The 23,824-nt window shown below is 73.5% G+C and carries 24 protein-coding genes; 12 read left to right on the top strand and 12 right to left on the bottom strand.

Going from position 1 to position 23,824, the window contains the following annotated elements:
• The 4 genes from RF644_RS00380 to RF644_RS00365 form a co-directional block, all read right to left on the bottom strand.
• The gene (locus RF644_RS00380) at nt 1-882 is read right to left on the bottom strand and encodes an aminotransferase class IV (protein WP_368794923.1); all 882 of its coding nucleotides are present in this window, start codon (nt 880-882) and stop codon (nt 1-3) included.
• Nucleotides 883-911: 29 nt separating this feature from the next.
• A complete protein-coding gene (locus tag RF644_RS00375; protein WP_017832609.1) occupies nt 912-1,505 on the bottom strand; it encodes a uridine kinase in 594 nt (197 codons plus the stop codon).
• The gene (locus RF644_RS00370) at nt 1,502-2,029 is read right to left on the bottom strand and encodes a low molecular weight protein-tyrosine-phosphatase (protein WP_017832608.1); all 528 of its coding nucleotides are present in this window, start codon (nt 2,027-2,029) and stop codon (nt 1,502-1,504) included. Before RF644_RS00370 ends, RF644_RS00375 begins: the two co-directional genes overlap by 4 nt.
• 84 nt (nt 2,030-2,113) lie before the next feature.
• Nucleotides 2,114-4,087, bottom strand: coding sequence for a BCCT family transporter (locus RF644_RS00365; protein ID WP_368794922.1), 1,974 nt, complete (start codon nt 4,085-4,087; stop codon nt 2,114-2,116).
• Nucleotides 4,088-4,412: 325 nt separating this feature from the next.
• On the opposite strand from RF644_RS00365, the gene dnaK reads away from it, so the two are divergent.
• The 4 genes from dnaK (at nt 4,413) to RF644_RS00345 (ending at nt 8,542) form a co-directional block, all read left to right on the top strand.
• Nucleotides 4,413-6,260, top strand: a complete 1,848-nt coding sequence (gene dnaK / locus RF644_RS00360) for a molecular chaperone DnaK (RefSeq protein WP_368794921.1) — start codon at nt 4,413-4,415, stop codon at nt 6,258-6,260.
• Entirely contained in the window at nt 6,257-6,919 is a 663-nt protein-coding gene (locus RF644_RS00355; protein WP_368794920.1) for a nucleotide exchange factor GrpE, read from the top strand. Before dnaK ends, RF644_RS00355 begins: the two co-directional genes overlap by 4 nt.
• Nucleotides 6,920-7,083: 164 nt before the next feature.
• Nucleotides 7,084-8,100, top strand: coding sequence for a DnaJ C-terminal domain-containing protein (locus RF644_RS00350; RefSeq protein WP_368794919.1), 1,017 nt, complete (start codon nt 7,084-7,086; stop codon nt 8,098-8,100).
• A 1-nt stretch (nt 8,101) separates the two neighbouring features.
• The gene (locus RF644_RS00345) at nt 8,102-8,542 is read left to right on the top strand and encodes a heat shock protein transcriptional repressor HspR (RefSeq protein ID WP_017832603.1); all 441 of its coding nucleotides are present in this window, start codon (nt 8,102-8,104) and stop codon (nt 8,540-8,542) included.
• Between the two features lie 26 nt (nt 8,543-8,568).
• Here RF644_RS00345 and RF644_RS00340 read toward each other — a convergent pair whose 3' ends face one another.
• Genes RF644_RS00340 through RF644_RS00330 form a run of 3 tightly spaced genes read right to left on the bottom strand, consistent with a single transcriptional unit; the run spans nt 8,569 to nt 10,503 of the window.
• Complete coding sequence (locus RF644_RS00340) at nt 8,569-9,096, bottom strand: GNAT family N-acetyltransferase (protein ID WP_368794918.1); 528 nt, start codon at nt 9,094-9,096, stop codon at nt 8,569-8,571.
• A complete protein-coding gene (gene trmB / locus RF644_RS00335) occupies nt 9,093-9,884 on the bottom strand; it encodes a tRNA (guanosine(46)-N7)-methyltransferase TrmB (RefSeq protein ID WP_284563361.1) in 792 nt (263 codons plus the stop codon). Before trmB ends, RF644_RS00340 begins: the two co-directional genes overlap by 4 nt.
• Before the next feature lie 4 nt (nt 9,885-9,888).
• Entirely contained in the window at nt 9,889-10,503 is a 615-nt protein-coding gene (locus RF644_RS00330) for a TIGR00730 family Rossman fold protein (RefSeq protein ID WP_368794917.1), read from the bottom strand.
• Nucleotides 10,504-10,708: 205 nt separating this feature from the next.
• On the opposite strand from RF644_RS00330, the gene RF644_RS00325 reads away from it, so the two are divergent.
• The 3 genes from RF644_RS00325 (at nt 10,709) to RF644_RS00315 (ending at nt 14,523) form a co-directional block, all read left to right on the top strand.
• A complete protein-coding gene (locus tag RF644_RS00325; RefSeq protein ID WP_368794916.1) occupies nt 10,709-11,974 on the top strand; it encodes a multidrug effflux MFS transporter in 1,266 nt (421 codons plus the stop codon).
• 155 nt (nt 11,975-12,129) lie between these two features.
• On the top strand, nt 12,130-13,575 hold the full coding sequence (locus tag RF644_RS00320) for an alanine/glycine:cation symporter family protein (RefSeq protein WP_368794915.1): 1,446 nt from the start codon (nt 12,130-12,132) through the stop codon (nt 13,573-13,575).
• A 66-nt stretch (nt 13,576-13,641) separates the two neighbouring features.
• Nucleotides 13,642-14,523 (top strand): D-hexose-6-phosphate mutarotase, encoded by an 882-nt coding sequence (locus tag RF644_RS00315; RefSeq protein ID WP_368794914.1) that lies wholly within the window; start codon nt 13,642-13,644, stop codon nt 14,521-14,523.
• A 130-nt stretch (nt 14,524-14,653) separates the two neighbouring features.
• Here RF644_RS00315 and RF644_RS00310 read toward each other — a convergent pair whose 3' ends face one another.
• A complete protein-coding gene (locus RF644_RS00310) occupies nt 14,654-16,237 on the bottom strand; it encodes a DUF222 domain-containing protein (RefSeq protein WP_368794913.1) in 1,584 nt (527 codons plus the stop codon).
• A gap of 134 nt (nt 16,238-16,371) precedes the next feature.
• Nucleotides 16,372-16,767: a hypothetical protein gene (locus tag RF644_RS00305; RefSeq protein WP_017832595.1), complete on the bottom strand. Its 396-nt coding sequence runs from the start codon at nt 16,765-16,767 to the stop codon at nt 16,372-16,374.
• Between the two features lie 188 nt (nt 16,768-16,955).
• Here RF644_RS00305 and RF644_RS00300 point away from each other — a divergent pair, with 188 nt between their 5' ends.
• The 3 genes from RF644_RS00300 (at nt 16,956) to RF644_RS00290 (ending at nt 20,507) form a co-directional block, all read left to right on the top strand.
• A complete protein-coding gene (locus RF644_RS00300; protein WP_368794912.1) occupies nt 16,956-17,732 on the top strand; it encodes a type 1 glutamine amidotransferase domain-containing protein in 777 nt (258 codons plus the stop codon).
• Between the two features lie 133 nt (nt 17,733-17,865).
• A complete protein-coding gene (locus tag RF644_RS00295; protein WP_368794911.1) occupies nt 17,866-18,618 on the top strand; it encodes an SDR family NAD(P)-dependent oxidoreductase in 753 nt (250 codons plus the stop codon).
• 362 nt (nt 18,619-18,980) lie between these two features.
• Complete coding sequence (locus RF644_RS00290; RefSeq protein WP_368794910.1) at nt 18,981-20,507, top strand: DEAD/DEAH box helicase; 1,527 nt, start codon at nt 18,981-18,983, stop codon at nt 20,505-20,507.
• Nucleotides 20,508-20,597: 90 nt separating this feature from the next.
• On the opposite strand, the gene RF644_RS00285 is transcribed toward RF644_RS00290, so the two are convergent.
• Nucleotides 20,598-21,257: an HAD family hydrolase gene (locus RF644_RS00285; protein ID WP_368794909.1), complete on the bottom strand. Its 660-nt coding sequence runs from the start codon at nt 21,255-21,257 to the stop codon at nt 20,598-20,600.
• Complete coding sequence (locus RF644_RS00280; RefSeq protein WP_368794908.1) at nt 21,254-21,967, bottom strand: HAD family hydrolase; 714 nt, start codon at nt 21,965-21,967, stop codon at nt 21,254-21,256. The genes RF644_RS00285 and RF644_RS00280 overlap by 4 nt, the downstream gene beginning before the upstream one ends.
• Before the next feature lie 68 nt (nt 21,968-22,035).
• On the opposite strand from RF644_RS00280, the gene RF644_RS00275 reads away from it, so the two are divergent.
• Nucleotides 22,036-22,569, top strand: a complete 534-nt coding sequence (locus tag RF644_RS00275; protein ID WP_368794907.1) for a hypothetical protein — start codon at nt 22,036-22,038, stop codon at nt 22,567-22,569.
• 76 nt (nt 22,570-22,645) lie between these two features.
• Complete coding sequence (locus tag RF644_RS00270) at nt 22,646-23,197, top strand: DinB family protein (protein ID WP_017832588.1); 552 nt, start codon at nt 22,646-22,648, stop codon at nt 23,195-23,197.
• Nucleotides 23,198-23,245: 48 nt separating this feature from the next.
• Here RF644_RS00270 and RF644_RS00265 read toward each other — a convergent pair whose 3' ends face one another.
• A complete protein-coding gene (locus RF644_RS00265; protein ID WP_017832587.1) occupies nt 23,246-23,662 on the bottom strand; it encodes a VOC family protein in 417 nt (138 codons plus the stop codon).
• Nucleotides 23,663-23,824: the final 162 nt, after the last annotated feature.

Genomic DNA, 23,824 nt, shown 5'->3' with positions numbered 1-23,824 from the left:
TCAGGCCCGCTGGACCCAGCTCGTGACGAGCCTCGTCAGGTCCGGGTCCACCGGCAGCGGCTGGTGGTCGAGCCGGCGCACCGGCACCGCGAGCCGGACGCTGGAGACCAGCCACACGGCGTCGGCCTCCATGAGGTCCGCCGGGTACAGGGGCCCGTAGCCGAGCTCCCAGCCGTCCCGGCGGGCGGCGGCGAAGATCTTGGCCTGCGTGGTGCCCGGCAGGATCCCGTGCGAGGGCTCCGGCGTCAGCAGGGTGCGGCGGCCGGCGCGCACCCGGGCGCAGACCACGGAGGACGTCGCGCCCTCCAGGACCCTGCGCCCCTCCGTGGTGAAGACCGCCTCGTCCGCGCCGAGGGAGCGGGCGTGGCGCAGGGCGGCCATGTTGATCGCGTAGGAGAGCGTCTTGGCCCCCGGGAGCAGCCACGGGTACCCGGCGTCCTGGGCGGGGTCGTGGCCGCGCGGCAGCAGCACCGCGGTCACGCCGTCCCGGCGCTGCCGGAACGTCGTCTCCGGCACGGGAGTCACCACGATCCAGGACCACGGGCCGTCCGCCGGGGTGCCGCGGCTGATCACCACCTTGACGGCGTGCTCGGCCCCCAGGCCGCCGTCCCCGCCGGGGGCGGCGTGGGCGAGCGCCAGCTCCACCGCCCCGCGCACGTCCCGCGCCGACGGCACGGGCAGCTGCGCCAGCCGCGCGGAGGCCGACAGCCGCTGGTGGTGGGCCTCGAACTTCTGCACGAGCCCGTCGACGGCGCGCATGGTCTCGAAGACGCCGTCCCCCCGGGTGAGCCCCTGGTCGTCGATCCGCACGAGCGGGACGGACGGATCGGCGAGGACGCCCTCCGGGTGGGCGGCGTCGAGGACGACGACGGTGCTGGTCACGGATCCTCCTGTCGGTGCGGCCGCGGGGCTCAGCAGACCGGGCCGGGGTGCAGGATGTCCACCTGTTCCCAGACGTGGTCCTCCGCCAGATAGGCGTCCTCCTGGGCGGCCCAGCGGTCCCAGTGCTCGGCGTAGTAGGAGCCGTCACGGCTCAGCGCGCGGTCGTAGCGCAGGGCGGTGGGCAGCTCGACCCACACGGAGACGTCCAGCAGCTCCCGGGCCTCGGCGCTGCACGCGCCGACGCCCTCCAGGATCACGACCTCCGCCACGCGGGTCAGCCGCGGGGTCCCCGGGGAGCCGGTGACCCAGTCCCAGGCGCTCCACTCGGCGTCCCGGCCCTGGTCGAGGGGCGTGAGGACCTCGTCCACGTAGGTGCGGCGGCCGGGGCCGAGCCCGTCCCAGCCCGGGTAGAGGTCCTCGAGGTGGAAGAGCGTCACGTCCCGCACCGGGCGCAGCACCGCGGCGAGCTGCTCGGCGAGGCTGGTCTTGCCGGCCCCCGAGCGCCCGTCGATGCCGATGAGGTAGGGGCGGCGGGTGGGGGAGGGGAGCAGCCGCGCCAGGTTGGTGCCGGCGGGATGGGCCGCCGCGAGCGCCGGATCCAGCTCGAGCTCGATGTCGATCACGCGCGCCCGGCGTCCTGCGCGGATCCCCGGTCGGCGCCGAGCTCCCGGGCGACGGCGCGGACCACGCCCGGCACGGCGGCGTCGATCATGCCCCAGGTGGACTCGAAGTCCTCGGGGCCCCCGTACCAGGGGTCGTAGATCCCCAGGTCGCCGTGCTCGAGGTCCTCGACGGCGGGGTCGAACTCCCGCAGCAGCCGCACCTTGGCGGCGGCGGAGCGGTCCGGTGCGAGCGCCCGCAGGCGCTGCCAGTGCACCACGTCCAGGGCGAGCACGAGGTCCCGGTCGCCGAAGCGGACGGGGTCGAAGACCTGGGCCGCGTGCGCGGAGGCGTCGAGCCCCTCGCGGCGCAGGAGGTCGCCGGCGCGGGGGTCCACGGGGTTGCCGAGCTCCTCGTCGCTGACGCCGGCCGAGTCGATCCGCACGCGCCCGGCCAGTCCTGCGGCCTCGAAGGCGCGGCGCAGGGCGAACTCCGCCATGGGCGAGCGGCAGATGTTGCCGGTGCACACGGCCACGATCGAATACATAGCGCGCAGTCTAAGCCGTCCGGTCCCGGCACGAGAAGTGCGGCCGCCGCCCGAGGGGGCGACGGCCGCACGGCGCGGGTCCGGTCAGGGCCGGCGGACGGTCGGGTCGAGCGGTCGCTGCTCGTCCGGGTCCAGTCGTTTCTGACCGGCGTCCGGGCGCTCCGGCTCCTGGTCGGCCTGCTGGCCGGAGCTCGAACCGGTCTCCGCGGCGAGGTCGATCTCCTCGCCGTTCTCGTCGACCCGCCGGTACCAGTCGGTGACGGCCGGGTCGTGGGAGTCGAAGGTCTCGCCGGCGGCACGGGCGCCGGGGGCGTGCTCCACCTGCAGGGCGAAGTCGTCGCCGTGCTCCTCGATGCCGTGGATCACGGCCTTGCGCACCGCCGTGAGGGCGAACGCGTGGCGGATCGTGGCGGGGTCGCTGCGCAGGTCCTTGTAGAAGGAGACCATCAGGAAGGCGACGATCACCGCGAACGGCAGGGCCGAGACGGTCACGAGGTTCTGCATCCCGGTCAGGGCGTCGTCGCCGCCCACGAGCATCATGACCGAGGCGATGCCGCCGAGGCACAGGCCCCAGAACACGACGATCGGCCGGTTCGGCTCGGGCTGGCCCCGCTGGGACAGCGTGCCCATGACGATGGACGCGGAGTCCGCGCTGGTCACGAAGAAGATGCCGATGACGACCATGGCGAGCACCGACGTGATCGCGCCGAAGGGCAGGGCGTCGAGCATGCCGAACAGTGCGGCCTCCTGGCCGCCCGCGGCGGCCAGGTCGGTCCCGGTGCGCTGCAGGTACATGGACGTGCCGCCGATGACCACGAACCAGAGCACGCACATGGAGGAGGGGACCACGAGCACCACGGTCACGAACTGCCGCAGCGTGCGGCCGCGGGAGATCTTGGCGATGAACATCCCGACGAACGGGGACCAGGACAGCCACCAGGCCCAGTAGAAGACGGTCCAGCCGCCGGCGAAGGCGGTGGCGTCCTCGCCCCAGCCGCCGGTCTGCCCGGTCATCCAGAGGTACTCCTGCAGGTAGGTGCTGAACACGGCGGGGACCAGGTCCAGGATCAGGACGGTGGGCCCGGCCACGAACACGAACAGGGCGAGCAGGAACGCCAGCAGCAGGTTCGTGTTGGAGAGGTAGCGGATGCCGCGGGCCACGCCGGAGACCGCGGAGACCACGAAGGCGGCGGTGAGGACGGCGATGATCGCGATGAGCCCGCCGTTGCCGAGCGGTCCCCAGCCGGCGACGATCTCGAGGCCCCGGGAGATCTGCAGCGCGCCGATCCCGAGCGAGGCGGCGGTGCCGAAGAGCGTCGCGAAGATGGCGAACACGTCGATGAGCCGGCCCAGGCCGCCCTCGGCGCGCCGCTGGCCGATCAGCGGCACGAAGATCCGGCTGATGAGCGGGGAGCGTCCGCGCCGGTAGGCGCCGTACGCGACGGCCGCGCCGACCACGGCGTACATGGCCCAGGGGTTGAGACCCCAGTGGAAGGCGGTCTGGACGAGGGCGTAGACGGTCATCTCCTCGGAGCCGGGCTCCGCCCCGAAGCCCGGGACGCCCGCGCCGAAGTGGCTCAGCGGCTCGGAGGCGCCGTAGAACATCAGGCCGATGCCCATGCCGGCGGCGAAGAGCATGGCGAGCCACGAGAAGAAGGAGTACTCGGGCTTCTCGTCGTCCATGCCCAGGGGGATCCGCCCGGTCCGGGTGAAGCCGACCACGAGCATGAACAGCACGGCGGCCGTGGACAGGGCGGTGAAGAACCACCCGGTGTTGCCGGTCACCCAGCCCAGGGCCGCGGTGGAGGCGGCCGTCAGGGACTCGGTGGAGAGCACGCCCCAGGCGATGAACCCCACGATCAGCGCGGCGGTGACGGTGAAGACCACCTTGTCCGTGCCGTAGTGCAGCTTCTGGTCCTCGACGGCGATGCCGGGGACGAGGGCGGGGTGGATGCCGTGCGGGTAGTTGATCTCGCGCAGCACCTCCCGCGGCTTCGGCCGGCGGGAGCCGTCGGCCTCACTGGACGGATGCGGCGAATGGGGTGGCGTGGTGCTCACGGTGGCTCCTGAGGTGTCGGGGTGCGTGCGGTGTCGTGTCGGTGCGTGCGGTGACGTGCGGGGCGGACCCGGGGGTGTGGCGGTGGCCCGCGGGAACGGGCACAAACACTCCACGGTATCCGACGTCCCGACCCAGCGGGAGGGAGTGCGCGGCGTCTCACATCCCCGGCACCCCGGGTTGAGTCGATGTGGCTCAACTTAAGTTGACATCAGCGGCTCACGTGGCAGACTTGAGCCAGGAAAACTCAAGAACTGAGACCTCCGGGACCCCAACGGGGCCGGTACGGCCCGCCCGGTTCAGCTCGACCCGAAGGAGAACACGCCCATGTCTCGTGCAGTAGGAATCGACCTCGGCACCACCAACTCCGTGGTGTCCGTACTGGAGGGCGGCGAGCCCACCGTCATCGCCAACGCCGAGGGCAACCGGACCACGCCGTCCGTCGTCGCCTTCTCCAAGGACGGCGAGACCCTGGTGGGTGACATCGCCAAGCGCCAGGCCGTCACCAACGTGGACCGCACGATCGCCTCGGTGAAGCGCCACATGGGCACCGGGTGGTCCACCGACATCGACGGCAAGAAGTACACGCCGCAGGAGATCTCGGCGCGCATCCTGATGAAGCTCAAGACCGACGCCGAGTCCTACCTCGGCGACAAGGTCACCGACGCCGTGATCACCGTCCCGGCGTACTTCAACGACGCCGAGCGCCAGGCCACCAAGGAGGCCGGTGAGATCGCGGGCATGAACGTGCTGCGCATCGTCAACGAGCCCACCGCCGCGGCGCTCGCCTACGGCCTGGAGAAGGGCAAGGAGGACGAGCTCATCCTCGTCTTCGACCTCGGCGGCGGCACCTTCGACGTCTCCCTGCTGGAGGTCGGCAAGGACGAGGACGACTTCTCCACCATCCAGGTCCGCTCGACCGCCGGCGACAACCGGCTCGGCGGCGACGACTGGGACCAGCGCGTGGTCGACTGGCTGCTGGCGCAGGTCAAGTCGAAGACCGGCGCGGACCTGTCCAAGGACAAGATCGCCCTGCAGCGCCTGAAGGAGACCGCGGAGCAGGCCAAGAAGGAGCTGTCCTCCGCGACCAGCACCAGCATCTCCCTGCAGTACCTGTCCGTGACCCCCGAGGGCCCGGTGCACCTGGACGAGCGCCTCACCCGCGCCAAGTTCGAGGAGCTCACCCGGGACCTGCTCGAGCGCACCGAGAAGCCGTTCAAGGACGTCATCGCCGAGGCCGGCATCTCCGTGTCCGACATCGACCACGTGGTGCTGGTGGGCGGCTCGACCCGCATGCCCGCCGTCGCGGAGACCGTCCAGCGCCTGGCCGGCAAGGAGCCCAACAAGGGCGTGAACCCGGACGAGGTCGTCGCCGTCGGCGCCGCGATCCAGGCGGGCGTGCTCAAGGGTGACCGCAAGGACGTGCTGCTGATCGACGTGACCCCGCTGTCGCTGGGCATCGAGACCAAGGGCGGCGTGATGACCAAGCTCATCGAGCGCAACACGGCGATCCCCACCAAGCGGTCCGAGACCTTCACCACCGCCGAGGACAACCAGCCGTCCGTGTCCATCCAGGTCTTCCAGGGCGAGCGCCAGTTCACCCGGGACAACAAGAACCTGGGCACCTTCGAGCTGACCGGCATCGCCCCCGCCCCGCGCGGGATGCCGCAGATCGAGGTCACCTTCGACATCGACGCCAACGGCATCGTGCACGTCTCCGCGAAGGACAAGGGCACCGGCACCGAGCAGTCGATGACCATCACGGGCGGGTCCTCCCTCTCCAAGGAGGACATCGACCGGATGGTCAAGGACGCCGAGGCCAACGCCGAGGCGGACCGGGTGCGCCGCGAGGCGGCCGACCTGCGCAACAACGCGGAGCAGCAGGCGTACTCCGTCGACAAGCTCCTGAAGGACAACGACGAGAAGCTGCCCGCGGACGTCAAGTCCGAGGTGCAGGCGGACGTCGACGCCCTGAAGAAGGCGCTCGAGGGCGAGGACGAGGACGCCGTGAAGTCGGCCTACGACAAGCTGCAGCAGTCCCAGACCAAGCTCGGCGAGGCCCTCTACGCGCAGTCGCAGACCGAGGGCGCCGAGGGCGCCCCGGGTGCGGGCGCCACCGGTGACGAGGACATCGTCGACGCCGAGGTCGTCGACGACGAGGACGAGAAGAAGTGAGCATGCCCGACCACACGCCAGGACCCGACGAGAACGCGGACGACCACGGCGCCGGGAGCGTTCCCGGCGACCCCGCCGCGCACCCCGGCGAGCAGTTCCCGCAGGACTCCGGCGCCGGCCCCCGCGAGGAGGCCGGGCCGGAGGGCCTGACGGTGGACGACATCCTCTCGACGCCACAGTCGACGGACGCGGAGGCCGGGGACGCCGCACCGGCGCCGGCCGCCGCGGAGGAGTCCCCAGCGGCCGCCCTCGCCGAGGAGCGGCTCGAGGAGCTGCGCCGGCTGCAGGCCGAGTTCGTGAACTTCAAGCACCGCACGGCGCGCGAGAAGGAGCAGCTGCGGACCTTCGTGACGGGCGACCTCCTGCAGACGCTGCTGCCGGTGTTCGACGACATCGACGCGGCCCGGCAGGCGGGCGACCTCACCGACGGCCCGTTCGCGGCGATCGCGAACAAGCTCGAGGAGACCCTCGTGCGGCACGGGCTGGTGCGCCTCGGGGAGGTCGGGGAGAAGTTCGACCCGAACGTCCACGAGGCGGTGCTGCAGCAGCCCACGAGCGAGGTCGAGCCGGACCAGGTCTCGATGGTGCTGCGCTCCGGCTTCCGGATCGGCGAGCGCGTGGTGCGGCCGGCCCAGGTCGCCGTCGCGGTCGCCGAGTGAGGCCGGACACGGCCTGATCCCGGCGACGTCAGGGGAGGCCCGTCCCTCGGGCCTCCCCTGACCCGTCCACCCGTCCCCGGCGCCGCGGCGCCGGGGACGACCCCCGGACCACCACCGGGTCCTGCTCCGCAGGACCCCGACCGGCCCCACAGAAAGGAGGCGTCATGGCCAGCCAGGACTGGATCGACAAGGACTTCTACAGCATTCTCGGCGTCTCCAAGGACGCGTCCGCCGCCGACGTCAAGAAGGCCTACCGCAAGCTCGCCCGCCAGTACCACCCGGACCAGAACCCGGGGGACACGGAGGCCGAGCAGCGGTTCAAGGACATCACCGAGGCGAACTCCGTGCTCTCCGACCCCGAGGAGCGCAAGCAGTACGACGCGATCCGCGCGATGGGCTCCGGGGCGCGCTTCACCGCCGGCGGCCCCGGCGGCGCCGGGGGCTCGGCCAACTTCGAGGACCTCTTCGGCGACATCTTCGGCGGAGGCGGCGGAGGACGCCGCCGCCGCACGACCTACTCCACCGGCGGCGCGGGCGGCCCGGGCGGGTTCGAGGACCTGTTCGCCCAGTTCGGCGGTCAGACCGGGTACGGGGCGCCGGGCGGCTACGGCGGCTACCAGGCCCCGCCGGCGCGCGGGGAGGACATCCGGACGGAGACGACCATCCCGTTCCGCTCCTCGGTGCACGGCACCACGGTCAAGCTGCGCCGGGGCAACGGCCAGGAGACCACGGTGCGGATCCCGCGCGGCGTGCGCGACGGGCAGAAGCTCAAGCTCGCCGGCAAGGGCCACTCGGGTGCCGGCGGGGCCGGCGATCTCTACGTCACCGTCCACGTGACCCCGCACCCCTTCTTCCGGCGCGTCGAGGGCACGGACGACGTCGAGGTCACCGTGCCGATCACGTTCCCCGAGGCGGCCCTGGGCGCCACCATCGAGGTGCCCGTGCTGGACGGCGGCACCGTGCGCGTGAAGGTCCCGGCGGGCACGTCCTCGGGCCGGCGCTTCCGCGTCAAGGGGCGCGGGTTCGGCACGGCCAAGGGCACCGGCAACCTGATCGTGACGGTCGAGGTGCATGTGCCGGCCGAGCTGGACGAGCAGGCGCAGGCCGCCGTCCGGGCGTTCGCCGAGGCGACCGCGGACGAGGACCCCCGGGCCCGCCTGGCCGAGAAGGCACGGGTGTGAGATGGCACTGGACGCCGACCAGCCGCTGTTCGTGATCTCCGTGGCCGCGGAGATCGCGGAGATGCACCCGCAGACCCTGCGCCAGTACGACCGGCTCGGCCTCGTCAGGCCGTCCCGGGCCCCCGGCCGCGCCCGCCGCTACTCGCAGCGCGACATCGAGAAGCTGCAGCAGATCCAGGTGCTGTCCCAGCAGGGCGTGTCCCTCGAGGGCATCCGGCGCATCCTCCAGCTGGAGAACCAGGTCGCGGCCCTGCGGTCGCGGGTGGCGGAGCTGTCCCGGGAACTCGAGGACGCCCGGGACCGGGCCGAGGAGTCCTCGCGGATCTTCGCCGCCGGCGTCGGCGGGGACGTGGTGCGCATGGCCCGCGGCGCCCGCCCCCGGGCCCGCAAGATCTCGCAGGCCGTGGTGCTGTACCGGCCCCCGCGCCAGCAGGAGCGCTGAGCCGCACCGGCGCCCGGGCCGGGCGGTCAGCGCAGGTGCTTCTCGAAGCCCACGTCGTACACGCCGCCCGGATAGACGCGGGCGGTCCCGGGCAGCAGGACGTACCCGCTGCTGCGGTACAGGGCGGCCGCCTCCGGCTGGCGGCTGCCCGTGGTGAGGTGGATGCGCCGGTACCCCGCCGCGGCGGCGAGCCGCTCGAGCTCGGCCAGGACCCGCCGCGAGATCCCCCGCCGGCGGTGCGCCGGGGCGGTCCACACCCGTTTGAGCTCCGCCGTGGCGTCGTCGTGCCGGCGGAACGCGCCGCCGCCCACCGTCGTGCCGCCCTCGAGGAGGAGCAGGAGCGCTCCGGCGGGGGCGGTGAAGTCGTCGACGGGGTGCTCGGCCATCTCCTCCGCCCCGATCTCGGGACCGTAGCGCTCCACGTACTCGTGGTGCAGGCCCTCGAGCAGCGGCTGCGTGCGGGGATCGCCCGGGGGCACGACGACGAAGCCGTCCCGCTCCGGGCCGGGCAGTGCGGGCACGCCGTTGCGCTCCGCGCCGGGGACGGCGCTCACGCCGTCCGGCGGTAGACGAGGTCGCGGGGGACGCGGCCCGCCTCCTGCGCCTTGCGCTCGAAGCTCGTGAGGACCCGTCCCTCCCAGCGCGGGGCCCATCCGGTGTCCGGGTGCTCGTCGTCGGCGAGCGGGCCCGGGTGGACGTTCTCGAACTGCGGGGACGCGTCGAGGACCTCACGCATCACCAGGGCGTACTCCTGCCAGTCCGTGGCGAGCCGCCACAGCCCGCCCGGGACGAGCACCCGGGCGGCGAGCTCGGCGAACGCGGGGGAGACCAGGCGCCGCTTGTGGTGGCGGGTCTTGTGCCAGGGGTCCGGGAAGAACACCCACAGCTCGTCGACCGAGGCCGGGGCGAGCATGTGCTCCAGGACCTCGGGGGCGTTGGCCTGCGCCACACGGACGTTGTCCACCCCGGCCTGGGCCGCCTTGAGCAACAGATCCGCGATCCCGGGCTTGTACACCTCGACGGCGAGGAAGTTCCGCGCCGGGTCCTGGGCGGCGGCGTGCACGACCGCCTCGCCGAGCCCGGAGCCGACCTCCACGACCAGCGGCGCCTCGCGCCCGAAGGCCGCGGCCGCGTCGAACTCGTGGTCGGGGTGCACGGAGGTGTCCGTGCGCACGCGCGGGACGTCGAGCACCCGGGTGGGCGCCCAGTCGTCCCAGGCCTTCTGGCGGCGGGCGGTGAGGCGGTCGCCGCGGCGCACGAAGGAGTACGGCCGGCGGTGGAACGCCTCGGGGACGGGGCCCTGTGCGGGGCCCTCGGCGGGGGAAGGGGTGTGCTCGCTCATCGCCCTACATCCTAGGGGCTGGGCGGACGGCGGGCGCGTCGGCGCCGGGAACGGGCGGCTCGGACCAGCGCCGGCGGGGCGCCTCCCACGCCGCGAACCGGGCGAGCAGCTCGTCGGCGTCCTGGGCGACCACGGCGGCGTCCCGGTACTCGGGACGCACGAGGCCGGCCGCGGACATCGAGGCCACCGCGTCCAGCAGGGGCCTCCAATAGCCGGCCACGTCCAGGAAGCCGACCGGCTTGGCGTGCACCCCCACCTGCAGCCAGGTCCACGCCTCGAAGATCTCCTCGAGGGTGCCCAGGCCGCCGGGCAGGGCCACGAACCCGTCGGCGAGGGCGGCCATCTCCGCCTTGCGCTCGTGCATCGTCCGGACGATGCGCAGCTCGGTCAGCCCCGTGTGGGCCGTCTCGTCGTCGACGAGCGACTGCGGCATGACCCCGACCACCTCGCCCCCGGCGGCCAGGGCGGCGTCGGCGACGACGCCCATCAGCCCCACATGGCCGCCGCCGTAGACGACGCCCACGCCGCGGCGGGCGAGGGCGGTGGCGAAGGCCCGGGCGGCCTCGGGGAACAGGGGGTCGAAGCCGAGGGATGCCCCGGTGTACACGGCGAGTCTCATGAGGACATTGTCGCTGTCGCTGTCGCTGTCGCTGTCGCAGTCCCTCGTCCTCGCCCCTGTCCCTCGTCCTCGTCCTGTCCCGCGTCCTCGCCCCTGTCCCTCGTCCTCGTCCTGTCCCGCGTCCTTCTCACGTCGCGGCGTCGATAGCATGAGGCGCGCCCCGCGCCCCGCGCCCGCCCTGCCGACCCGTGCCGAAGGACCTTCCGTGAGCTCATCGCCGCCCGACGACCCCGTGCGCTCCCGCCTGCGCCTCTCCGGCGGCAAGGACCGGGTGGTGCTGGTGGCGGCGCTGGGGATCCTCAGCGCGGTGAGCCCGATGGCCACGGACATGTACCTGGCCTCGATGCCTGCCATGGCCGGGCACTTCGGGGCGTCGGCCTCCGCGGTGCAGCTGACGCTGACCACGTACATGGTCGGCATGGCCGTGGGGCAGTTCCTGCTCGGGCCCGTGTCCGACGTGCTGGGCCGGCACCGGCTCATGGTGGCCGGCAACGCGCTGTTCCTGCTCAGCTCCGTCGCCGTGGTCCTGGCCCCGACCATCGGGACGGTGCTGGTCCTGCGCGCGGTGCAGGGACTCGCCGGGGCGGCCGGCGTCGTGATCGCCCGCGCGGTGGTCTCGGACATCGCCTCCGGCCGCGGGGCCGCGAAGCTGTTCTCGGTCCTCGCGACCATCACCTCCCTCGCCCCGGTGGTGGCCCCGCTCCTGGGCGGAGTGATCGCCACGGTGGCCCCGTGGCAGACCGTGTTCTGGGTGCTCGCGGCGTTCGGGCTGCTGATGCTGGCGTGCTCCGTGCTCGTGGTCCCCGAGACCCTGCCACCGCACCGGCGGCACCGCGGCGGGGTCGGCGCCGTCGTCACCGGGTCCTGGCGGGTGCTGCGCACCCCGTCCTTCATGGCCTACGCCCTCGCCTTCGGACTCGCGTTCGGCGCCCTGTTCTCCTACATCTCCGCCTCCTCCTTCGTGCTGCAGAACGTGCTCGGCTACTCGGCGCTCGGCTACTCCGTGGTGTTCGCCATCAACGCGGGCGGCTCCATCCTGGGCGCGGTCGTCAACACCCGCCTCGTCGACCGGGTCGAGCCCGGCACGATCCTCCGCACCGCGATCGTGGTCATGGCCGCCGTCAACGTGGTGGGCCTGGGCCTCGTGCTGGCCGGGATCACCGGGTGGACCACGCTGGCGCACCTCTTCGTGAGCCAGACCTGCATCGGCTTCGTCATGGGCAACGCCGTGGCCCTCGCCCAGGGCCGGGTCCCGGGCCGGGCCGGGGCAGGGTCGGCGGTGCTCGGACTGGTCCAGTTCCTCCTGGGCGGGCTCGTGAGCCCGCTGACCGGCCTGGCCGGTCAGCACACCGCCGTCCCAATGGCCGTGTCCATGGCGGTGTGCTCGCTGCTCGCCGCGGGAGCCGTGCTGCTCGCGCGCCGCCTCTCGCGGCGGGCGCCGGAGGGCCCCGCCGCCCCGTCCGGCCCGTAACCGGGCGGAAACGGGCAGGAGCCACACTGTAGCCGATCCATCGGTCCCTGACCGGGGGAGCAGCGGACCTGTGATTAGATGCCTTCTGCCGAGACCGAGGTCACAGTCCCGTTTCGGCCCGATTCCTGATCCACCCGACACCCACGGGAGAACACATGCTCCAAACCATCGAGACTGCCCTCGGCGAGCTGGGCGGCATCATCTGGGGGCCCTACGTCCTCATCCCCCTGCTGCTGCTCACCGGTCTGTACCTGACCGTCCGGCTGGGCGGGCTGCAGTTCCACAAGCTGGGCTCCGCGCTGCGACTGGCCCTGTTCGACCGCAAGGACGCGGACGCCCGCGGCGGCGACGTCTCCCAGTTCCAGGCGCTGACCACGGCGCTCGCGGCCACCGTGGGCACCGGCAACATCGTGGGCGTGGCCACCGCGATCTCGATCGGCGGGCCCGGCGCCCTGTTCTGGATGTGGGTCACCGGCCTGCTCGGCATGGCCTCCAAGTACTCCGAGGCGTTCCTGGCCGTGCGGTTCCGCACCACGGACGCCAAGGGTGAGATCTCCGGCGGCCCGCAGTACTACCTGGAGCGCGGCATCCGCAACGGGTTCGGCAAGTTCCTGGCGATCTTCTTCGCCGTCGCCGCCGCGCTGGCCGCGTTCGGCATCGGCAACATGACCCAGGGCAACTCCATCGCCTCCAACCTGGAGAGCTCGTTCAGCGTCCCCACCTGGATCACCGGTGTGGTGCTCGCCGTGCTGACGCTCGCTGTGCTCGTGGGCGGGATCAAGTCCATCGGGAAGGTCACGGCGGGCTTCGTCCCCGTCATGATCCTCTTCTACGTCCTGGGCGCCCTGTTCATCCTCATTGTCAACGTCGCGGCCATCCCGCAGGCGGTCGTCCTGATCTTCACCGACGCCTTCTCCGGCACGGCGGCCGTCGGCGGGTTCGCCGGATCGGCGATCATGCTGGCCGTGCAGATGGGCGTGGCCCGCGGCATCTTCTCCAACGAGTCCGGCATGGGATCGGCCGCGATCGCAGCGGCCGCGGCCCAGACCACCCACCCGGTCCGCCAGGGGCTGGTCTCCATGACCCAGACCTTCATCGACACCATCATCGTGGTGACCTGCACGGGACTCGTGCTCATCACCACCGGGGTCTGGGAGCAGGGGGCGGACTTCGCCGCGACCATGACCGGCGACGCCTTCAGCCAGGGCCTGCCCGGGCAGTGGGGCCACTACGTGGTCACCATCGGGCTCGTGATGTTCGCCTACTCGACGATCCTCGGGTGGGCCTACTACGGCGAGCGGTGCATGGAGCGGCTCTTCGGTCGGCCGGCCGTGATGCCCTACCGGGTCGTGTTCTCCCTGGTCGTGTTCGTGGGCTGCACCGTGCCGCTGGCGGTGGTGTGGAACTTCGCCGACGTGATGAACGGCCTCATGGCCCTGCCCAACCTCCTCGGGCTGCTGCTCCTCTCCGGGCTGGTCGTCCGCGAGACCAGGCACTACCTGGACCACGACCCCAAGCTGCGGGCGGACCGCCGCCAGGTCGACGCGTTCATGGAGGGCCATCCCGGAGCGATCGACTCGTACGAGCGCACCGGCGTCTGACGGCTGTCGGCGCACGAGGGCCCGGCCTCCTGACGGGGACCGGGCCCTCGGTCTAGCCTGATGGGCATGAGCGAACTCCCCGAGCCCCGCCTGTTCTCCTGCGCGGACGCCACCGGCGCCGTCCACGACCAGGGCGCGCACGTGATCGACTGGATCCCCACGGGCCACGCCCCGGTGCTGTGGCTGTCCCCGAGCACCGCGCTCGAGACGGGCAAGCCCGTGCGCGGGGGTGTCCCGATCTGCTTCCCCTGGTTCGCGGACGGGGCGGAGGGCGGGCGCGAGCCCAAGCCCAAGCACGGCTTCGCCCGCACGCTCCCGTGGCACGTCGAGTCGCGCGAGTCCTCGGACCACGAGGCGATGATCGTCTACCGGCTCTCGGACGCGGACGTCACCGATCCGGCGCACCGGGAACAGTTCCCGTACCAGTTCGAGGCCTACTGCGTGGTGCGCTTCGGCACCGAGCTGTCCCTCGAGCTGAGCGTCACCAACACCGGTGAGCGCCCGTTCGACTTCGAGGAGGCCCTGCACGCCTACCTGGTGGTGGGGGACGTGCGGAAGATCCGGGTCGAGGGGCTGGACGGGGCGTCCTACCGCGACAAGGTCCTGGACCGGGAGGACTGCGTCCAGGAGGGGGACCTCCGGTTCGACGGCGAGACCGACCGGGTGTACCGCTCGACCGGCGACGTCGCCGTGGTGGACCCCGTGCTGGGGCGGGTGCTGCGGATCCGGAAGAAGAACTCCGGCACCACCGTGGTGTGGAACCCCGGGGTGGAGACGGCGGCGGCGATGCCCGACGTGGGGTCGGACGGCTGGACGGACTTCGTGTGCGTGGAGGGCGCCAACACCCACGCCGACGCCGTGCACCTCGAGCCCGAGGAGACCCACAGCATGGGCTACCGCCTGTCGGTGGAGACCACGGCGGAGGACCCGGGCCGCCCACCCGCCTGATCCTCGGCACCGTCCGGCGCTCGGCGCAGCGCTGTCGGAGGGCCGGTCCGCGCCCGTGTCCCGCGGCAGCACCGACCGGGAGGCCGCACGCCCAGCGCCACCCGCATCGTCCGTGCGCTCGGTCGGACGGTCAGAAGGGAGGAGGGTCTGCGTCCTCGGGCACGGAGCTGCCCTGATCCCCGACGTCCGCGAAGGGCCCGCCCGATGTGGCACCGGCCGAGGGGTCCGGCACGGTCCGATAGGTCCGTCCGGCCGGTGAGGTCCACTCGAGCACTCCGCCGGCGGGTGCCGGCCCCGGCTGCCGCACCGACCAGCGGCCGAGGGCACCGTGGCGGTGCTTGACGAGGTGGTGGTGGCGGCACAGGTGGGCCAGGTTGTCCGCAGCCGTCCGGCCGCCGTCCTGCCACGCCACCGTGTGGTCGAGGTCGCAGCGCTCGGCCCGCCGCCGGCACCCCGGAAAACGACAGGTCCCGTCGCGCAGCCGCAGCCGGCGGCGCAGATCCGCGGGCACCGCGTAGGTGGTGCGGTCGTGGTCGAGAACGGCGCCGGTGACGGGATGGGTCAGCACGCGATGCCACGAGGAGGCACCGGCGGCCAGCTCCCGGGCGACGTCCGCGCTGATCGGGCCGTGACCTTCGAGCACCGGGGCGTCCGCGGGCACGCCGGCGGCCGGGCCGCCGAGGCGGCACCCCAGCAGCGTGAGCACGGGGACCGTCACGCAGACCCGGCCGCGCACACCGGGCGGGAACGCGGGGTCGTCGGGGAGCTCCCCCTCCAGCAGGAGATCGGTGAGGACGTCCGCCCGCAGCTGCGCCTCCGTCCGGGCAGTCCTGGCACCCGGCGCGAACCCGTCCGGGCCGCATTCCTCCTGACCGAACTGCACCGGACGGCACCCGTCCGGCTCTCGCCCCGTCCCCGCGCGGGCGGTCTCCTCCACGGGCCCGAGTAGCGACGCGAGGGTGTCGAGCCGGTCCTGGACCGCGAGCGCCGTGGGCGCGTCCAGCAGGGCGTGCAGCCACGTCATGCCGTCCTCACCGTGCTCGACCCACACGCGGCGTCCGGCCCGGGCCGCCCGGTGCCTCGCCTCCTGCGTCCCGGCCAGCAGCGCCGCGCGCCGGCGCCGGGCCCACGCGCGCAGCTGCGCCACCGTGCAGTGCGGAGCCCGCTCCACCAGTTCGGCGGCGAGCCGCTGCACGACGACGGACGGTGCCTCCTGGCCCGCCGGGACGTCCTCCACCAGCTCGCGCCACTGGTCGGCGATCACCGAGGCGTGCCGGGCGCTGAAGAGGCCCGCCTCCAGCGCCTCGAGGACCTCGGGCAGGTGCAGTCCGAGCACGAGGGCCTCGCGGACGCGCCCGAGGGCCGTGCCCGCGGGCAGGCGCAGCGCCGGGCCGATCTCGTCGGCGAGATCACGCACCATCTGGTCCTCGGTCTCGAGGAGGGAGCAGACGAGCTCATCGGCCTCGTAGGGCATCAGTCCCGCCGAGGAGACCCAGTCGATCTCGCGGTCCTCCCAGGCCAGCAGCCACAGCCGGACGATGCAGCGCAGCTGGCGCCCCGCCTCCCGCGCCTGTGCGGCCGCCGAGTCCACGAGCTCCCCGACGACCGCCCGCACCTCGGCCCGGACGCCGGCGTCCAGCACCCGCTCCCCGGCGGGAGCGGCTCGGTGCGGACCCGGAGCAGGACGGGCCCGGCGGTGCGCCGTCGTCGTCATGGACCCATTCTCCCGGGCACCTCGGACGTCCTAGGACTTCGGAATAGGACTCCGGAAGGGCCACCGGGAATGCAGAACGGGTGCCGCCCGTCCGTGCGGACGGGCGGCACCCGTGGGGTCCTGCGGGGCCGTGCCTACTTGGAGACGACCAGGGCCGCGGCGATCGCAGCCAGGAAGGCGTCCTTCGAGAGGCCCGTGCCGGCCTCGGACGGGCGGACGCCGTCCTCCTGGGTCATCTCGGGGTTGCGGAAGTACATCGCGAGCAGCCCGGCGGAGAACGCGCCCAGGGCCAGGCCCGCGAGGCGCTTGTTGACGAACGGGGTCAGCAGGGCGGCGCCGATGCCGATCTCCGAGTACGCCACGAACTTGCCGAAGGTGTCGGCGTCCCACTCCTCGAACTGGGGGACGCCGGTGGCGGCGAACTGCTGGAGACCCGCGGCGGCCTCCGTGGGGAGGTCCTTCTTGCCGTAGCCGGACTGCAGCAGGTAGGCGCCGGAGACGCCGCGCAGGATCGCGTTGGAGAGGCTCATGGTCGGTCCTTTCAGGAGGGCGAACAGGGTCATTGAGTCGTCAACGACCCTATCAGGGGAGGACTCGCGCCCTCCGTGCAGGAGGGGCCGGGAGCGAACACCGGCCCCGGGAGCGGCCCCCGCCGCCTAGGCTGGCCACCCGCTCGCAGGACGCCCTCCGCGTCCCGCCACCCGACGGAAGGACAGACATGGACATCGAGACCATGAAGAAGGTTCTGCTCGTTCTCACCAGCCACGACACCCTCGGCGACACCGGGGAGCCCACCGGCTACTTCGTGGGGGAGGCGGCCCACCCGTGGAAGGTGTTCCGGGACGCCGGCTACTTCGTCGACTTCGCCTCGATCGCCGGCGGGCAGCCCCCGCAGGACGGCAAGGACGAGGAGGACGAGGTGCAGCGGCAGTACCTCGAGGACGAGACCGTGCGGGCCTCCCTCTACAACACCCCGCGGATCAGCGTGGTCGACCCGGCCCAGTACGACGCGGTCTACCTCGTGGGCGGGCACGGCACCATGTGGGACTTCGCGGGCAACGCGGACCTGCAGGCGCTGGTGGCCGCCGTGCACGACGCCGGGGGAGTCGTCGGCGCCGTCTGCCACGGACCCGCCGGGCTCGTGGACGTCGAGCTCGCCAACGGCCTGCGCATCGTCGAGGGGCGCCGGGTGGCCGCGTTCACCAACGCCGAGGAGGACGAGGTCGGCAAGTCGGACGTCGTCCCGTTCCTGCTCGAGGACAAGCTCGTCGAGCAGGGCGCGGACGTGCGGACCGCGCCGAACTGGACCGAGAACGTCGTCGTGGACGACCGCCTCGTCACCGGGCAGAACCCGCAGTCCGCGGCCGGCGTGGCCAAGGAGATGACCAAGCTCCTGACCGAGGTGGTGCGCGAGCAGAAGGCCGCCCAGGAGGCGGACTCCGCCGCGCTGCGCCAGGCGCACGACGCCGAGAAGTCCGAGGACGCCGAGGGCTGAGCCTCCGTCCGGTGCGAGAGGCGGCACGTCCGGCGGCGCCCGTGCCACCCCTCGCGGGCCCCGGCGTTTCCGGACAGACTGGGAGCGTCGGGCCGTCCGGCCCGGCCCAGCGGACACACGGCAGGAGAACCACATGGCTGACCTCAGGGACAAGGTCGCGCTCGTCACCGGCGCCGCCTCCGGCATCGGCGAGGCCTGCGCGAAGGACCTCGCGGCGCAGGGCGCCAAGGTCGTCGTCACGGACATCGACACCCGGCGGATCGACGACGTCGTCCAGGCGATCATGGCCGCCGGCGGCGACGCCGCCGGCTTCCGGCAGGACGTGGCGAAGCCCGAGGACTGCGAGGCCGCGGCCGAGTTCGCCCAGCAGACCTACGGCGCCCTGCACCTGGCGGTGAACAACGCCGGGGTCGCCGGCGCGGCGGACGCGGTGGGGGAGTCGGACCTCGACGCGTGGGTGCGCACCGTGCAGATCGACCTGCACTCCGTCATGTTCGGCATGCGCTACCAGCTGCCCGCCATCGAGCAGGCCGGCGGCGGGGCGATCGTCAACATGGCCTCCGTGCACGGCACCGTGGCCGTGGCCGCGGGCAACAGCGCCTACACCGCCGCCAAGCACGGTGTGGTCGGGCTCACCAAGCAGGCCGGCGTGGAGTACGGCCGGCGCGGGGTGCGGATCAACGCCGTCGGCCCCGGCTACATCGACACCCCGCTGCTCAGGACCGCGCCGACGTCCGTCCTCGAGGGGCTCACTGCCAAGCACCCGCTCGGCCGGCTGGGCCGCGCCGAGGAGGTCGCCGCCCTGACCACGTTCCTCCTCTCGGAGAAGGCCTCCTTCATGACGGGCGGGTACTACCTGGTCGACGGCGGCTACACCGCGCTGTAGCCCCCGCACCGCGGACCCACCGCACCGGCGCCGGATGCGTGCACGCGTCACCGCCTCCCGCACCGGCGCGGTGGGCCCGGCGCCGTCGGGGCGCGGCCGTGCCCTCCGCCACATCCGGGTGGTGGCGTGCCGCCGGTGCTGTAGGGTAAGTCGTATTGCATATGGCACTGCTCCCCGTTCCCGGGTGAGCAGGCAGGCGTCGAGCACCCCGTTCTTCTTCCAGCGTGGCACCGTTCCAGACGGTCTCAGCCCGCTCGCAGGGGCTCCAGGAGTCATTCGGCGCAACCCGGCGCGCTACCCCCTTGCCGGGACATCCGATCGAAAGACGTATCCCAGTTTTGGCTACTTTCACCGACCTTGGCGTGCCCAAGGCCCTTTCCGCCGTCCTCGCCCAGCAGGGCATCGAGCAGGCGTTCCCCATCCAGGAGAAGACCCTCCCCGACTCGCTGGCCGGCCGTGACGTGCTCGGCCGCGGCAAGACCGGCTCGGGCAAGACCGTGGCGTTCGCGCTGCCGCTCGTGTCCCGTCTCGCCGGACTGACCGGCAACGGCGCCCGCGCCGCCCGGCGTGCCAACCGGCCCACCGGCCTGGTCCTGGCCCCCACCCGCGAGCTGGCCACCCAGATCGACCGCGCGATCGCCCCGCTGGCCGAGGCCGCCGGGCAGACGACCACCGTCATCTTTGGCGGGGTCTCCCAGCGCAACCAGGAGAAGGCGCTCGCCAAGGGCGCCGACATCGTCATCGCCTGCCCCGGCCGGCTCGAGGACCTGCTGAAGCAGAACGTCCTCACGCTCGACGACGTCCGCGTGACGGTCATCGACGAGGCCGACCACATGGCCGACATGGGCTTCCTGCCCGTGGTGACCCGCATCCTCAAGCGCACCCCCCAGGGCGGCCAGCGGCTGCTGTTCTCCGCGACGCTCGACGGCGGCGTGGACAAGCTCGTCAAGCAGTTCCTGTCCAACCCGGTCAAGCACTCCGTGGACGCCCCGCAGGCGTCCGTGTCCACCATGGACCACCACGTGCTCGTCGTGGACGCGGACGAGAAGCAGGAGCTCATCGAGGCCCTGGCCTCCGGCACCGGCCGCCGCGTGATGTTCACGCGGACCAAGCACCGCGCCAAGAAGATGGCCCGCAAGCTCAGCCAGATGGGCATCCCCGCCGTGGACCTGCACGGCAACCTGTCCCAGAACGCCCGCGACCGCAACCTGGCCCAGTTCTCCGCCGGTGACGTGCGCGTGCTCGTCGCCACCGACGTCGCCGCCCGCGGCGTGCACGTGGACGAGGTCGAGCTGGTCGTGCACATCGACCCGCCCACCGAGCACAAGTCCTACCTGCACCGCTCCGGGCGCACCGCCCGCGCCGGCGCCTCCGGCTCCGTGGTCACGGTGGCCACCAAGGAGGAGCGCCGCGAGGTCACGCAGCTCATGAAGGCCGCGGGCGTCACCGCGAACTTCGACACCGTGACCGTCGGCTCCCCGGCCGTCACGGCGCTCGTGGGCGAGCTCGCCGACAAGGTCGCCTACGTGGCGCCGCCCGTCCAGGCGCAGGGCCGCCCGGCGAGCGGTCAGCGCTCCGGCGCCGGCCGTTCCGGTGGCCGTGCGGGCTCCGGCGGCAACCGCGGCCGCGGCGGACAGAACCGTTCCGAGCAGCCGCGCGGCGCCTCCCGCGACCAGCGCGGCGGGACCGGCAGCCGCGGCGGCTCCCGCCCCGGCAACGGCTCGGCCTCCCGCTCGGCGGCACCGGCCCGCTCGGCCGCGCCCAGCCGTTCCGCGGCGCCCGCGTACTCGACCGAGTCCGCGCCGGACCGCTCCACCCAGGCCGCGGCCCGTCGCCGCACCCGGAGCCCGCGCCGCGCGTCCTCCCCCCAGGGCACCGCGACCCGCTGAGCCCAGGCACCTCGCACGAGGGCCCGTTCCCTGCCGTCCCGCATCGCGCGGACGGCAGGGAACGGGCCCTCGTCGTCGTGGTGGCCCTCGTCAGGCGGTCGGACCCAGCCCGCGCAGGAACTCCAGGGTGACGTCCGTGTGGGCGTCCACGAGCACCAGGCCGGGGGCGGCATCCACGGGCAGCTCCCCGGGCACCACCACCACGGGCATCCCGGCGGCCGCCGCGCTCGCCGCCCCCGTCTGCGAGTCCTCGACCGCCACGCACCGTGCCGGGTCCACGCCCAGCCGCCGCGCCGCGAGCAGGTAGGGCTCCGGGTGCGGCTTGGCGTGCTCCACGTCCTCCTGCGAGACGACCACCCGCAGCACCTCGGGCGCCCCGGACGCGGTGCCCTCCGCGACCACGGTCAGGGCGTTCGTCACCACGGCGCCGGGGATGCCGGCCCGCTCGAGCTCGGCCAGCAGGTCGCGCATGCCGGGCAGGAACGGGACCTCGCCCGTGAGCGAGGCCGCGACCTCCCGCCCGAGCTCGGCCGTGATGGCCTCGACGGTCCCCTCGGCGCCGCGCTCGACCATCAGCCGCGCCGACGTGGGCACCGTCCGGCCCAGCGTGGCGAGGTCGTCCTCGGTGCTCCAGCCGACGCCGTACCGGCCGGCCACCGCCCGCTTGGCCACGGCCCACTGCGGTTCGGAGTTCACGAGGGTGCCGTCGTGGTCGAACAGGACGGCGGCGGGGAAGTCGGGGGCGCTCACGGGCGGGTCTCCTGCACGGGGTGGAAGGGCGACGACGGGGACTGCGGGTCCAGCGAGCGCAGCAGCTCCAGGGTCAGCTCCCGGTGGGATCCCAGGTGCAGCAGCCCGGGGCCGCGCTCGACCTCCAGCTCGCCGGGGACGACCACCGTGGGGATGCCCGCCGCGACGCCCGCGGCGGCCCCGGCGGGGGAGTCCTCGACCACGACGCACCGGTGGGGGGCGACCCCGAGGCGGCGCGCCGCCGTGAGGTAGGCGTCCGGGTCCGGCTTGGGGCGGACCCCCTGCGCGTACTCGTCCGTGCCGATGACGACCCGGAACAGGTCCTCCGGAGCGGTGGCCGCGGTGTGGTGGCCCATCGCCGAGCTCGCGTTGGTGACGATCGCCGCGGGGATCCCCGCGGCCGAGAGCTCCTCGAGGAGCTCCGCGATCCCCTCGATGAAGGTCAGCTCGGTGTCCTCCAGGACGCGGACGCTGTGCTCGAAGACCGCCCGGAACAGCTCGTCCGGACCGAGCGGCACGCCGACCCGCTGCAGGCGGTCGATCGTCGCGGCGACCGGCCGGCCCAGGGTCGCGAGCGAGTCCTCGGGGGTCCAGAGCCGTCCGTGCTCGGCGGCGAGGTTCTGCTTGGCGCGGTCCCAGAGCGGCTCGGTGTCGACGAGGGTCCCGTCGTGGTCGAAGAGGACGGCGTGCGGGAATCCGGGGGAGGGCATGCGCTCCAGCCTACCGGGGCGCCCGCGGGCGGGTCTCCGGCGGGAGGCCCGTCGATAGACTGGCGGGCGTGGAAACAGCCCTCGACCGCGTGCCGCACCGTCCCGCCGTCCTGCAGCGCGCCGTGCCCGTCCTCGGGATCCCCGCGGCCCTGCTGCTCGGGGTGTGGGTGGCCGTGGGCCGCGGTCTGGCCGGCGCCGCCGGTGACCTGGTGCTGTTCTACACGCTGACGCTGGCCCTGCCGCTGACCGCGCTGCTCGTGGTGGCCGGGGCCCTGCTGCGCCGCGACGCCCGCGCCCACGTCCCGCCCGGGGCGTCCCTGCGGTCCTCGCTGACGGTCCTCGCCGCGTGGGCCGTGCTCGTCTGCTTCGGCGCCGTCCTCCCGGACCGTGTGGACGGCGCCGGCGCCTCCGTGCTGACCCGGGCCACCGACCCCGTCCACCTGGGCCTGTCCGCGGGGTTCGCCAACACCCTCGGCATCCTCTCGTTCGTCCTGGCGACCGCCGCCGTGGTGCTCGCCGCGACCGACCTGCGCCGGACCCGCCGGGTCCAGCGCGGGGAGCCGCTCAGCGAGGACGAGATCCTGGACCGGCAGGGGCTGTGACCCGCCCGGCCCGCCCGGCCCGCCCCGTCCGCCGCGGGACCTCGCCGCACCCGGTGGGCCCGGGTACATTGGCCGCATGACCACCGAGCGCCCCGGAACCCCCGACACCTCCCCGGTCCCTCCGGAGACCAAGGACTGGACCGTGGTGCTCGACCGGGGCTGCCCCGACTGCGGGTTCGACCCGGACTACGACGTCACGAGCACGGGGGAGCGGGCGCGGGCCACGGTCGAGCGCTGGGCGGCGGTCCTCGACCGCCTGGGCATGACGGACCGGCCCCGCCCGGGGACGTGGTCCCCGCTGGAGTACGCCTGCCACGTCCGGGACCTCTGCCGGGTCTTCCGCGAGCGGCTGCGGCTCATGCTCGACGAGCAGGACCCGGTCTTCGCGGACTGGGACCAGGACGCCGCGGCGGTCGAGGGACAGTACAACCTGCAGGACCCCTACGAGGTCTCCGGGGAGCTCGCGCAGGAGGTCCGCGCCACCGCGGACGCCTTCGACGCCGTGACCGGGGAGCAGTGGGCCCGGACCGGCCGGCGCGGGGACGGCAAGGACTTCACCGTGGCGAGCTTCGCGGCGTACTTCCTGCACGACGTCGAGCACCACCTGCGCGTCGACGTCCGCGGCTGAGCCCGCCCCGGCCGCACCTCCCGGCGCGGACGGGCCGGGCGAGGGCGTTCAGCCGAGGTGCACGGTCCCGTCGTCGTCGATCCGCCACCCCGGGTTGTGCGCGATCTCCCACACCACGCCGTTGGGATCGGCGACGTGCGCGTGGAAGACGCCCCCGAAGGCGCCCGGCCGCGGGCTCGTGAGCACGGTCCCGCCCGCGGCGCTCATCGCGTCGACGCTCGCGCGCACCGCGGCCTCGCCGTCCACGTTGTGCGCGAGCGTCACGCCCTGCGCCGGGGTGGCCGATGGGAGGCCCAGGTCCTCGGCGAACTTCCCGGCGTCGAAGAGACCCAGGACCGTCCCCGGGGCGATCTGGAAGAAGAGGATCTCGCCCGGGACGTCGAGCAGCGGCTCCCAGCCGAGACCCCGCGCGTAGAACTCGCGGGCGGCGTCGAGGTCCGGGGTGGACAGGGTGAGGAAGTGCACGCGAGCATCCACAGCGGTCCTTCGGTCGGGCCCGGCCCCGGTGAGCGGGGCGGACGGGGTGGCGCGCCCGGTGTCGGGCCGAGGACGCGCACCGGGTCGGAGCTCACCGGGCGAGGGTGCACAGCGTGCGCCGGCGGAGCCGCTGCGGGCGCACCGACGACC

The sequence above is a fragment of the Kocuria sp. CPCC 205258 genome (assembly GCF_040981005.1).
Taxonomy (GTDB): domain Bacteria; phylum Actinomycetota; class Actinomycetes; order Actinomycetales; family Micrococcaceae; genus Kocuria; species Kocuria rosea.
This window is presented reverse-complemented; position numbering and strand designations above follow the sequence as displayed.